The 12921-nt window shown below is 66.4% G+C and carries 7 protein-coding genes; 3 read left to right on the top strand and 4 right to left on the bottom strand.

From position 1 onward, the window contains the following. Positions 1 to 11: 11 nt before the first annotated feature. Both A6F68_RS00250 and A6F68_RS00255 read left to right on the top strand, forming a co-directional pair. Positions 12 to 1874, top strand: coding sequence for a hypothetical protein (locus A6F68_RS00250; protein WP_074428248.1), 1863 nt, complete (start codon positions 12 to 14; stop codon positions 1872 to 1874). Further along, a complete protein-coding gene (locus A6F68_RS00255; RefSeq protein WP_067674681.1) occupies positions 1874 to 5881 on the top strand; it encodes an LVIVD repeat-containing protein in 4008 nt (1335 codons plus the stop codon). Before A6F68_RS00250 ends, A6F68_RS00255 begins: the two co-directional genes overlap by 1 nt. 31 nt (positions 5882 to 5912) lie before the next feature. On the opposite strand, the gene A6F68_RS00260 is transcribed toward A6F68_RS00255, so the two are convergent. Genes A6F68_RS00260 through A6F68_RS00275 form a run of 4 tightly spaced genes read right to left on the bottom strand, consistent with a single transcriptional unit; the run spans position 5913 to position 11916 of the window. After that, positions 5913 to 6761, bottom strand: coding sequence for a phosphodiesterase (locus A6F68_RS00260; RefSeq protein ID WP_067674684.1), 849 nt, complete (start codon positions 6759 to 6761; stop codon positions 5913 to 5915). Positions 6762 to 6801: 40 nt separating this feature from the next. Then, the gene (locus A6F68_RS00265; protein WP_067674687.1) at positions 6802 to 8535 is read right to left on the bottom strand and encodes a cytochrome c3 family protein; all 1734 of its coding nucleotides are present in this window, start codon (positions 8533 to 8535) and stop codon (positions 6802 to 6804) included. 7 nt (positions 8536 to 8542) lie between these two features. After that, complete coding sequence (locus A6F68_RS00270) at positions 8543 to 9403, bottom strand: hypothetical protein (protein WP_067674690.1); 861 nt, start codon at positions 9401 to 9403, stop codon at positions 8543 to 8545. Beyond that, positions 9403 to 11916, bottom strand: coding sequence for a cyclic nucleotide-binding domain-containing protein (locus A6F68_RS00275; RefSeq protein ID WP_067674693.1), 2514 nt, complete (start codon positions 11914 to 11916; stop codon positions 9403 to 9405). The genes A6F68_RS00270 and A6F68_RS00275 overlap by 1 nt, the downstream gene beginning before the upstream one ends. 111 nt (positions 11917 to 12027) lie before the next feature. Here A6F68_RS00275 and A6F68_RS00280 point away from each other — a divergent pair, with 111 nt between their 5' ends. Further along, a complete protein-coding gene (locus tag A6F68_RS00280) occupies positions 12028 to 12918 on the top strand; it encodes a tetratricopeptide repeat protein (protein WP_232308164.1) in 891 nt (296 codons plus the stop codon). Positions 12919 to 12921: the final 3 nt, after the last annotated feature.

The raw sequence follows: 12921 nt of genomic DNA on the forward strand, positions 1-12921 counted from the left end.
CGAAAAATCGCATGTCTGCTGCGCTGACACTGCTGTCTGCCCTGGCTCTGTCGCCTGCGACGGACGGCCAGACCCCTCCTGACGCCCCCGATTCGCAACACGCGGAGGCAGTCGAGACGCAGGCCGCAGCCGAGCCCGCCGAGGTTCCCGAGGTCGACAACGAGGTGATCGACGGCCGGCGACGGCCCGGATACGATTCCCCGCTTCCCGATCGCCAGTCGCAGACGAACCCGGGTGCGGTCCGCGCGCCACCGCCCGAGGCGTTTCCCGCCGACCAGGTGCCGATTCCCGATCGCTGGCGCCTCATCGAGACCCTGGGCGTGGTCAAGGAACGCTGGTTCGATCCCTACAACCAGAACACGCTCAAGGGCGATCGTCCGCTCGATCCCGACAAGTGGCCTCTCATCAAGGGGCACGACTGGTTCTTCACCGCGAGCCTGATCAGCGACACGGTGATCGAACCGCGCACCTTCCCCATCCCCGTGGGCCTGCAGACGACCGAGCGCCCGGGCAGCCTCGACGTGTTCGGCAAGGACGCAAGCTACGTCCTGTCGCAGACCTTCATCGCGGGCGCAGCGCTGACGAAGGGATCGACCGCCTTCAAGCCGCCGGACATCGAGTACCGCGTCGCGGTCGCGGTCAATTTCAATTACGCCAACGTGCCCGAGCGGCGCGTGCTGCTGGTCGAGCCGTCCGCGCCGAGCCACCGCTTCGACTATTTCGTCGGGGTGCAGGAAGCCTTCATCGACTACCACATCCGCAACACCTCGGACCGGTACGATTTCGATTCGATCCGCGTCGGCATCCAGCCCTTCCAGAGCGATTTCCGCGGGTTCCTATTCAACGATCAGAACCTGGGCGTCCGGCTGTTCGGCAACCGCGACAACAACCGCTTCCAGTACAACCTGGCGGCGATCTGGCGCGTGTCGAAGGATACGAACTCCGGGCTCAACGACCTGACCGTGCGGCCGCGCGACGACTGGCTTTTCATCGGCAACGTCTATCGCCAGGACTTCCTGATCCCGGCGCTGACGAGCCAAGTGACCGTCGCCTACAACATGAACCGCGAAGGCGACGAGTTTCATTCCGACAAGAACGGCTTTCCCATTCGCCCGGCGCTGCTGGGCGATCACCGCCCGCGCAACTACGACGTCGTGTACGTCGGGTACAACGCCGACGGACGGATCGGTCGCCTGAACCTGACCGCGAGCGCCTATGGCGCATTCGGCGAGGACCGCTTCAACTTCTTCACCAGCAAGTCGGCGGTGATACGCGCCTATTTCGGCGCGGCCGAGCTGAGCTACGACAAGGACTGGATGCGCTTCCGCCTGTCGGGCCTCTATGCCACCGGCGACAGCGACCCGACCGACAACCACGAAGGCGGCTTCGACGCGGTGTTCGAGAACCCGGTCTTCGCCGGCGCCGACACCAGTTACTGGATCCGCCAGACGATCCCCTTCGCCGGCGGCGCGCGCGCGGTTTCGCTCAACGGACGCAACGGCATCCTCAATTCGCTGCGCTCCTCGAAAGAGGAAGGGCAATCGAACTTCAACAACCCGGGCACGATGATGATCGGCTTGGGGGGAGATTTCGACCTCACCCCGACGCTGCGCCTGTCGACCAACGCAAACCACCTGTGGTTCGAGAACACGAGTTCGCTGCAGGCGCTGCGCAACGAAGGCTCGATCCCGCGCGAGATCGGCTGGGATCTTTCGGCATCCGCCATCTGGCGGCCGTGGGCCAACCAGAACGCGGTCGCGCGCCTCTCGGCCGCCGCGCTCGTCCCGGGCAAGGGATTCCGCGACCTGTTCGATAATTTCAACGACAACCGGAATTACTACTCCGTGCTCGCCAACGTGGTATTTGCCTACTGATGGCCCGCGCCGATCGCCTCCTCGCGCTGTTCGCCCTGCTGGCGCTGGTCTGCGGGATCGGCTGGTCGACCTCGCGCGCAGCGGAAGGCGAAAAGCCGGTCAAGCGCGAGTATCCGGTCTATCCGGCGGCGCCGCTCACCCAGACGATCGCCGAGATGGCGTCGAAAAGCGACGGCTGCACAAGTTGCCACGTGGCGAGCGACGCGCCGACGATGCACCTCTCACCCGCGGTCCGGCTCGGCTGCACCGACTGCCACGGCGGCGATGCCTCCGTCGTCGGCAATCCGCAGCTCGATCGCGACGATGCGGTCTATGTCGCCGCCCGCGACAAGGCGCACGTCCTGCCGACCTATCCCGAAAGCTGGCATTTCCCCTCGTCGGCCAATCCGAAGGCGAGCTTCGCGCTGCTCAACAAGGAAGCGCCCGAGTTCGTCCGCTTCGTCAATCCCAGCGACTACCGGGTCGCGCGCGAAGCGTGCGGTGCGTGCCACATGCCGGTGATCGAGGCGGCGGAACGCTCGCTCATGGCATCGGGCTCGATGCTCTGGGGCGGCGCGGCCTACAACAACGGCATCGCGCCGTTCAAAAGCTACATCTTCGGCGAAGCCTACACGCGTGACGGCGACCCGGCGAAGATCGTCGCCCCCGGCAGTCCGCCGGGAACGGTGACCGACCAGCAGAAGGCGCGCGGCGCGCTCGCGGCGCTCTATCCGCTACCGGCCTGGCACGTGATCCCGCCGGGCGACGTGTTCCGCGTCTTCGAGCGCGGCGGGCGCACGATCAATCCGATCTTTCCCGAGATCGGCCTGCCCAACCCGACCGGGCAGATCCAGCGGCTCGACGAGCCCGGCCGGCCGGACCTCAAGCAATCGAACCGCGGGCCGGGCACCGGCCTCAGGGTGGCCATCCCGGTGCTGAACATCCACAAGACCCGGCTCAACGATCCGTTCACCTGGTTCATGGGGACCAACGACCAGCCGGGCGACTATCGCCATTCGGGCTGCGCGAGTTGCCACGTGGTCTATGCCAACGACCGCGAGCCGCGCCATTCGCTGACTTATGCCCAGTACGGCCGCGACGGGCAGACGATCACCGCCGACCCCACCATCGCCGACAAGCGGGAACACGGCGCGCTGAAGGACGGGCATGAAAAGGGCGACCACGGCGACGAAGCCATGGGCGCCGGCGACGACCGCGAAAAGGGCCACCCGCTCCAGCACGTATTCACCCGGTCGATCCCGACCGCGCAGTGCATGAACTGCCACATGCACCAGCCGAACATCTTCCTGAATTCGTTCCTCGGCTACACCATGTGGGATTACGAATCCGACGCGCCCGCGATGTGGCCCGAGAAGCAGAAGTACCCGACCGCCGAGGAAGTGCGGAAGGTCAATGAGCGCAACCCCGAGGGCGCCGCGCCCAAGGGCAAGTGGTCGGACGTGGATTTCCTGCGCAACGTCTACGACCTCAACCCCACGCTCAAGGACACCCAGTTCGCCGACTATCACGGCCACGGGTGGAACTTCCGCGGCATCTTCAAGCGCGACCGCCAGGGCAACCTGCTCGACAAGGACGGCAACATCGTCGCCAACGACGATCCGGAGAAGTGGCGCAAGGAAGGCGAAGGCAAGTTCGTGCCCGTCGGCGTGAACCCGGGCAAGTCGGTGCACCTGATGGACATCCACGCCGAGAAGGGCATGCAGTGCGCCGATTGCCACTTTTCACAGGACAGCCACGGCAACGGACTGATCTACGGCGAAGTCGCGAACGCGATCGAGATCACCTGCAAGGATTGCCACGGCACCGCCGACGCCTATCCCAACCTCATGACGAGCGGCCCGGCCGCACCGCCCAAGGGCAACAACCTCGCGCTCATCCGCAATCCGGACGGTCAGCGCCGGTTCGAATGGACCTACGATTCCGCCGGCCGGCAGCAGCTCATCCAGCGTTCGATCATCGATCCCAAGCTCGAATGGCGGGTGAGCCTGGTGAAGGACACGGTCGACCCGGCGAGCCCGCGGTTCAATGCCAAGTCGGCACGTGCGAAGCTCATGAGCAGGACCGGCGCGGAAGACGGCCTGTTCTCGTTCGGACCGGGCATCGCTGCCGGCGACCGCGCACACCGCGACGAGGAAATGACCTGCTTCACCTGCCACCTATCGTGGACCACGAGCTGCGGCGGATGCCATCTTCCGATCGAGGCCAACTGGAAGACCAAGGAGCACCACTTCGAAGGCGAGACGACGCGCAACTTCGCGACCTACAACCCGCAGGTCGCGCGCGACGAGATGTTCCAGCTCGGCAAGCACCAGACGACCAAGGGCAACGCGGTAGCCCCGGTCCGCTCGAGCTCGGCGCTGGTGCTGAGCTCCACCAACATCAACCGCGAACGCATCTACGTGCAGCAGCCGCCGGTAAGCGCGATCGGGTTCTCCAGCCAGGCCTTCGCGCCGCACTTCCCGCATACCGTGCGCACGACCGAGACGAAGACCTGCTCGGACTGCCACCTGTCCGAGAAGGACGACAACAACGCCATCATGGCGCAGCTGCTGCTGCTCGGCACGAACTACGTGAACTTCCTCGGCCTCAACGCGTGGACCGGGCTCGAAGGCGGGTTCGAGGCGGTGCGCGTGACCGAATGGGACGAACCGCAGGCGGTGCTCGGCAGCTACCTGCACAAGTACGCCTACCCGGACTACTACGCGCAGTTCGTCGACGAACACGGCCGCGAGCTCAAGGACTGGACCCGCGGCCAGACCTTCGACAGCAAGATTTCGGGCGAAACCAAGGCGTTCGAACGTTTCGCCAACGTCCACGAAGGCACCCGCGACAAGGTCGGCTGCCTGCAGCTGCGCGGCGAGTACATCTTCGTCGCCGAAGGCAAGGGCGGCTTCCGCGTCTACGATGTCGCCTCGATCGCCAACAAGGGATTCTCCGAGCGGATCGTCACCGCGCCGTTCTCGCCGCTGGGTCACGACACGCACGTGCCTTCGAAGAACGCGACCTGCATGGCGCTGCCGACGAACCAGCCGATCAACCCGCTGCGCAACACGCCGGAAATGCGCGAGATGAACCAGGAGCAGGACTTCCTGCCGATCTACAGCTACGCCGCGATCACCGATGCGGAAGAAGGCCTGATCCTGGTCAACGTCAACACGATGGCCGACGGCGAATTCCGCAACAACAAGCTGAAGCGCAGCGTCACCTGGAATCCCGACGGCGTGCTCTACGGCGCGCGGCACATCGTGCTGGCGGGCGAAGTGGCCTACATCACGGCCGCGCAGGGCCTGGTCGCGGTCGACCTGAAGGACCCGCTGAAGCCGCAGGTTGCATCAATTGTGCCCCTCGACGACGCGCGTGCGAGCGCGATCCAGTTCCGGTATCTCTGGGTGACCACGCGCAATGGCGTCGAGCTTCTCGACGTGACGAACCTGCGCCAGCCGGTTCCGGTGCCGTCGGGCACGATCCCGATTGCCGACGCGCGGCGTCTCTATCTCGCGCGGACATACGCTTACGTCGCGGCGAAGGGAGAAGGCCTCGTCATAGTCGACGTGACCAACCCGGCGGCGCCCTCGATCTACAAGCGCGAGACGTTCGGCGGGCGCATGAACGACGTCGAGGACGTGGTCGTAGCGTCCACCAATGCATCGCTCTTCGCCTATGTCGCCGACGGGCGGAACGGGATGAAGGTGCTCCAGCTCACCAGTCCCGACAGCCAGCCCAACTTCTACGGTTTCAGCCCAGCGCCGATGCCCGAACTGATCGCCTGGGCGAAGACGCCGAGCCCGGCGCTGGCGATGTCGAAGGGCCTCGACCGCGATCGCGCGGTGGATGAGACGGGCGGGCAGATCGCGGTCTTCGGCCGCCTGGGCTCGCGCCCGTTCAACCGCAGCGAGATGGAAAAGCTGTTCCTCACCAGCAAGGGCGTGCCGTGGAAGGTTTCCGACACCCCCGACATGAAGCGCTGGGTTGCGGGAAGCGGCCCGGTTCTGGCGGCCGCTCAGTAATCCCGGGCCGCAGCCCGAAATGCGCGGCTGACTAGTCGCGCTCGCCGAACATGTCGTGGATCATCGGCTGCAGCTTGTCGGTGTAGTGCGCAAGCGCGTGCCAGCCGCTGACGTCCTCGTAGTGGCTCACGATCGAGCTTCCGTCCCAGCGGTGCAGCGCATAGCTCGGCGGCTCAGTGGTGATGAGGTCGCGGCCGTCGGGGTGATCGCGGTCCACCGGGCGCAGGTCCATCGCGACGAGCGGTGCGCACGATCCGGTCACGCTCAATGGGATTCCCCGGAACGTCGAGTGGATCGGCCGGTGCAGGTGTCCGCAATGGATGCCGCGGATCTGTTCGTGCCCTTCCACGACGTCGCCGAAGCGCACGATCCAGTCTTCCGTCGCTGCCGGGTCCATCCAGTCGATCCCGCTCACGACCGGCGGGTGATGCATGAAGATCAGCGTCGGTGTGTCGGGATGCGCTGCAAGCTCGGCCGCGAGCCACCGCGCCCGCGCTTCGCAGAATGCGCCGCCGTGGCGACCAGGCTCGAGCGTGTCGAGCAGCAGGATACGCAAACCGTCCGCGTCGACCGCATAATGCACGAACCCGCCCTCGCCCTTAATGTGCGGGAAGGCATGGAACAGTCCTTCGCGGCTGTCGTGGTTTCCGACCATCGGCCACACCGGGAAGGGGCAACCTGAAACCAGCGCGGCCGCATCCTCGAAGCTTTCAAGGTCGCCATTGTCGGTGATGTCGCCCGAGAGGATCAGCATGTCGGGGCGGTTGGGCCCGCCGAGCAGCCGCGCGAGCGTCGCGCGGAAGCGCCGGAGGTTCAGTTCCTCGGGCATCTCGTCCGGGTCGAACCCGATGTGGATGTCGGTCAGCTGCGCGATCAACATTGCCGCGCTCTCCCCGAACCGTTGCGACCCAAGCATTCGATCATGTTTTCGTTTTCCTGTCCGCCGCGTCCTTGCCGACCCGCACCGGGGCCAGTTCTCCGCGTGGATGATAGCTGTGGCACATGGCACAGCTCGACGGGACCTTTGGCTTCGCCGCGTCCTCGCCGAGGTGGCACGTCCGGCAGGTCTTGATGCCGGGCAGCAGCACGTCGGTCGCCGAACTGGAGGTCGGCGCGGCATGGCACGTCGTGCACTTTTCGCGCTTGTGCGGCTCGTGATCGAACCAGCCGTTGGCGATGTATCGTTTGGGCTGGACGACTTCCATCACGCCGCTTCCGCTCGGGAAGTGGCATTCGGTGCAGACTCCGCGCGTCGACAGGACGCGCGAGGCGAGCGGAACCGACGAAGCCTGGGGCGGCGCGAAGTTGCCATAGTAGAGCCCGCCCGGAGCGAACTCACCCGGGCGCTTGCGCCCGCTGGCGATCGGCCTCCGCGGCACGCGATCGGCGGCTGCCAGGTCGGCACGCATCTGGTCGATGTCTCCGTGGCGCAGTGTGCGGAAGGTCCCGCCGACCTTGTCGAAGACGAGGCTGTGGCACGTGCCGCAGCTCGTTTCCATGTCGATCTCGCGGAAGCGCACGCCGTCCGACGTCGGCGTATGGCAGTCGGCGCATTCGAGCGGCGCGCCGTAGCCCTTCCCCGCCCCGAGCCGCCGCGCCATCTGCGCAACGCCCCCGCCCTTCGAAAGGTGCATCGCATGGGGGAACTTGAGGCCGTTAAATTCCTTGGGCTTGGTGTCCAGCGACAGGCGGGTCGCCTTCTCCGCACCCGGCACGGTCAGGACCGCCGCCTGGAACTGGGGATGCCCTTTGCCGAAGTCGTGCGCGTTGCCGAGCGGCGTCTTGATGCGCTTGTCCATCGTGCCGTGGCAGTCGGCGCAGAACTTCTGCGCCGGGGGTTCCATCCGCCCTTCGCCTTCGTGCTCGGTGTGGCAATCGGTGCAGGCGCCCGCGCCGGGCTTGTGGAACACGTCCGCGATGTCGCGCTGGACCTGATCTCCCCAGCTCAGGGGACCGCGGGCGAGCGTGAGCCTGGGCTTGGCCGAATGGTCGCCGATCTTCTCGTGGCAGGTGAGGCAGGTATCGTCACGCACAGCGACGAAGGGCTTCGCGTGGCAGGCCTCGCAGTTGTCCTCGAGCCCGCGGTGCGCGAGGCTGAGCTTGCCGGTCGACCAGCTGGCATCCATCGCGACCTGCCCTGGCTTGCGGTAGTCGGGCTTGACCGGCTCGCGGTTGATGTGGCTCCAGATGGGCACGACGAGGAAGGCGAGGAAGATCGCTATAAGCAGCGTCCAGGCGACCGGTCGCTTGCTCGGAAGCCAGGTGTTCGCAAGGCGGAAACCGTGGGTGCCGAGACCCTCGCCGCTCTCCCGCTCTTCCTGGCTGCGGACGGTGACCTCGAACTCCCCATCGGGCCCGGCGGCAAAATCGATGCGGTAGGAACCCAGAATGAGCTCGGCGCCGCCGTCGTCGATCGTTTCGGCGGTGCGCTTCCGTCCGTCGAGCGTGAACCCGAGCGTTCCGGCCGCCTCGAACGTCAGCGAGCGCCCTTGGGCGGTGACGATGACGTGGTGCTGCTCCACCGCAAGGTCGGGAATCGCGACGTCGTTCTCGGCCGAACGGCCGATCGTCAGCCGCTCGCCGTCAACCGTGCGCTCACGGACGATCTCGCGCCCTGCGGCGGTGGTCTGGATCTGGCGGAGGCGGAACGTCATCGCGGCGCTACCAGTAATAGAACACGCTGATCACGTGCGCCGTGAGCGCGCCGAGCAGCGCAACCGTCGCCGGGATATGGACGTAGAGCCAGATGTCGAGCAGCGCGCGAAGGCGCATCTGGCGGCGGATCTGTCCGAGCTGGGCCGAGCGGCGCTGCAGCAGGCCGAAGACCCTGTCTTCGTGCTCGTCACGCGAACGGTCCGCCGCGAATGCGGCAAGCGCCCGCTCGGTCCGGCACCGCGGATAGCTGTTCGTCAGGCGCGCGATCACCCCGGCCTTGAACGCATCCTGCTCCAGCGCCGCAATGACGAGGTCGCTCTCGTCGCGGGCCAGCGGCTGCGCCGCGGCCTCGAGCTGGCGGTCGATGGCGCCCAGTGCCTCGACCATCTGCTTCTTCGACATGTCGCCGCGATTGGTCGAAAGCTTCTCGGGCAACGTGGCATAGACGACCACCCCGTAGAGCCCCGAGAGGATGACCAGCATCATCAGCGCATAGGCGAGCGTGTGGACGTTCCAGCCGAGCTGGAATCCGGTGTGCAGCGTGGCGATGACGATCAGGGAAAGTCCGAGATAGACATGCGCCGAAGTCCATGCCTTGAGCGACCAGCGTCCCTCGGTCATGGCGCGCTTGCGAATGCCGAGCAGCGACAGCCAGACGATCAGCGCCACGCCGATCGTGCCCAGCGTGTAGCCGTACCAGGTGCCCCCGTTGGGCCGCGGGTCCACGTCGGCGAAGGCGTAGCCGATCGACAAGATAACGCAGAGTGCGATCGCGATCTTGAGCCAGCGGAAACGCTTGTGGACGAGAAAGCTCTCGTGGTCGCTGGGGCCCCGGCGGCTTCCGCTCTCGTTGGCGAGGCTCGCCATCAGTCGTCCCGATCCGCCTGGCTGACCGCGAGGAACTTCTCGGGGCCGACGCGGATCGCGGCGCCGGTCGGGCACGCGCGCACGCAGGCCGGACCGCCTTCGATACCCGAACACATGTCGCACTTGATCGCGACCTTGGGCGTCTCCTTGCCCGATTGTTCGGCCTTCTTCTTGCGCCAGGCATAGCTCGCTTCGCCGGGCCCGGGCCCTATGCCGAGCATGAGCCACGACAGCAAGCCGGGCTTCTTTGGCGGCTTCGCGTCCATGCGGATCACGCCGTAGGGACAGTTGCGCTGGCAGTTGCCGCAGCCGATGCAGGTCTCGTCGATGAAGACCTCTCCATCGGGGCCGCGCTTGATCGCGTTCGGCGGGCAATCGGCCATGCAGTGCGGATGCTCGCAGTGGCGGCACGAAGTCGGCACGTGGAGGTGCGCGTAGGTCTTGCCCGCCTCGCGGTCGAGTCGCGACAATCCGTCGTGGCTGTCGGCGCAGGCCTTTTCGCAGTTGTCGCAGCCGACGCACAGCGTCTGGTCGATCAGCAGCACGTCGGTCGCCTCGCCGATGCCGTTGTCGACGAGGAACTTGGCGGTCTGGGAGTAATAGTCGGCCGCGTCGCCGAAGCTGTCCTTGCGGCTCTCGATGAACGCGTTGACCTCGCGCCGGCCGGCCATGTCGGCCAGCGCCTTCTCGCGCAGCTTGGGCTTGCGCTCGAGCAACTTGACGAAGGCCTCACCGGGAAAGCGCACGACCTGGCTCTTGATCGCGGCCTTGACCGTCGCCGTGCGGCGCGATCCGTCGATGACCGCCATCTCCCCGAAATACGATCCGGCGGGCAAGTAGCTGAGGAACACCGGGTTCCCGCCGATGTCCTTTTCGACGATCATCGATCCGCGGCGGATCACGAAGACGTCCTTGTCGTCGTCGCCCTCGGCGATCACCACTTCGCCCGCCCGCTTGTCCTCGACCACCGCCGTTTCGATGATCTCGGCGAGATCGGACGGGGTGAGGCCCGATCCGAACATCTGCAGGAGCTGGCGCTCGATCGAGATGCGGTTGACCGCGCGCGCCGCGCTGGGCGCGGTGGCGAGCAGCTTGAGCGCCGCGTTGCGCGAGAATTCCAGGACGACGGTGGGCTCGGCAGCCCGGATCGTGGCGCCGCGCCGGCGGCCCGAGATCAGGCCGACTTCGCCGAAGATCGAACCTTCCTCGATCGGCACCGTGATCGAGGGGTCCGCTGGATTGACTTCGACCGCGACCGAGCCCTGCGCTATGGCGAACATCGACGATCCCGGAGCGTTGCGTTCGAAGATCACCTCGCCCTTCCCGAACGCGCGCGCCCGCGAATCGAGCATCAGTTCACGCAGCTGCAGGGCGGACAGTTCCTGCAGGATGATGACATTGCGGCCGAACAGCTCGAGCCATTCGTCGACCGACTTGTTGCCGGGCAGGCCCGCGAACTTTTCCTCGAGGATCGGCTCGTCGGCGGGCTTGAGGCCGTCGTTGCCCGAGAGGAACTCGATGACGTCGTAGCCCTGGTTCATGCAGTGCTTGATCAGCGGATACCCGGCGAGGGCGCCGATGACGTAGATGCCCGGCACGGACGATTCGAAGCGGGGGCTGAGCACCGGATAGGCGACCCGGTCGGCGCTGGTGAATGTCACGCCCGTACCGGCCTTGATGACCCGCTTGCCGTCGCGCTCCTCGAACTCGGCACCGATGCCTTCGACGAAGGCGCGCGGCGGTGCGGAGCCCATACGCGCGATCACCCGGTTGCAGGGGACCGTGACCTGGCCGTCGCGCGTGTCGAAGACGATCTGGCCGTCGCCGATCGATGCGGCGGTGGTTTCGCGTCGGACGATGATTCGCCCTTCGGATTCCATGGCCAGCAACGCCTGCACGTTCGCTTCCTTGGCGGTCGCGAAGTCGGCCGACCGGTTGACGATGGTGACGGTGTTGTTCTGCTGCGGATCGGCGGCGAGGCCCATCGCGTTCTCGATGCCCGCGTCCCCGGCACCGATCACGGTGATGTGTTCGTCGACGTACTCGCCGGGATCGTCGAGCTGGTACTGGACGATGGTGCCCTGCGTGACGGGGCACCGCACGAGGTTCGGGTTGCCTTGGGTGCCGATCGCGAGGATCACCGCCTTGGCGCGCACCGTCACGCCGCGCTTCAGCGTCAGCGTGAAATCCCCCGCGTGGCCGGTGATCGAGGACACTTCGGCGTCGAGCATGACCTCGACCTTGTTCTCGGCGATCTGCCGGTCCCAGGTCTCGAGGATCGCCTCGCGCTTGCCTGCGTCGAAGTCGAGGTCGGACCGCAGCACGAGATGGGCCGGGGTGGCCATCACGTGCTTGCCCTTCTGGTATTTGAAGATCGTGTCCGAGAGGTGGTCGGTCTTCTCAAGGAGGACGTGACTGAGGCCCTTGGCAGCAGCATGCGCGGCGGCACTCAGGCCCGCTGGGCCCGATCCGACGATCGCTACGTCCACTATCCCCGTCTCGGTTCCCGGCATGCCACCCCCCAGGCAACGGCCCATCATAACCACGACGACGCGATTATCCAGCGCGTTTGCTGGAAAGTGACCTGCTTGCTAGATGAGGGCTCGATCAGGGAGGACGAGAAGGTGGCCATTGGCAAGGGCGGAGTGATTGCGGCAGGTGCGCTGGTGCTTGCCGCAGGAGCGATCGGATACCGTCTCATGGACGCGGAGGATTCGCCCGCGGCGGCCGCCGTGCCCGCGGATCCGCTGACCGCGCTGGAGGCCGATGCCAAGGCGAACCCCGGGGATGCAGGCGCGTGGCAGCGCCTCGGCATCGCCTACTTCGACGCGGGGCGTTTCGCCGACGCGGCAGACGCTTACGGAAAGGCGAGCGAAGCCGACCCCGGCAACGCCGCGCTGTGGTCGAGCCTTGGCGAAGCGCTGGTGATGGCGAGCGAACGCGATCCCATGCCCGATCGCGCGCGCGACGCATTCCGCAAGGCGGTGTCGCTAGATGCCAAGGACCCGCGCGGGCGCTATTTCCTGGCGGTCGCAAAGGACCTGACGGGCGACCACCAGGGCGCGATCGGAGACTGGATCGCCTTGCTTGCCGACACGCCACCCGGAGCGCCGTGGGAAGCGGATCTCGTGCGCACGATCGAGCAAGTCGGCAAGATCAACGACATCGAAGTGGCCAAGCGAATCGCAGACGCGCGCGGCAGCCAGCCGGAGCCCGCTGCCGGACATCCGGCATTCGATGCCATTCCCGGTCCAAGTCAGGAACAGCTTGCCGCCGCAGGCAGCATCCCGCCCGGCGAACAACGCGCAATGGCCGAAGGCATGGTCGCCAAGCTGGAATCGCGCCTGGCCGGAGATCCATCGAACATCGACGGCTGGATCATGCTGATGCGCAGCCGCAAGACGCTCGGCCAGGATGCGGCTGCAGCGAAGGCGCTGACGGCAGCGATCGCCGCCAACCCTTCGCGCAAGGCCGAGCTGGAGGCCGCAGCCAGCCAGCTCGGTATCAGCCGCTAGGCC

This window comes from Tsuneonella dongtanensis (genome assembly GCF_001698205.1).
Taxonomy (GTDB): Bacteria; Pseudomonadota; Alphaproteobacteria; order Sphingomonadales; family Sphingomonadaceae; genus Tsuneonella; species Tsuneonella dongtanensis.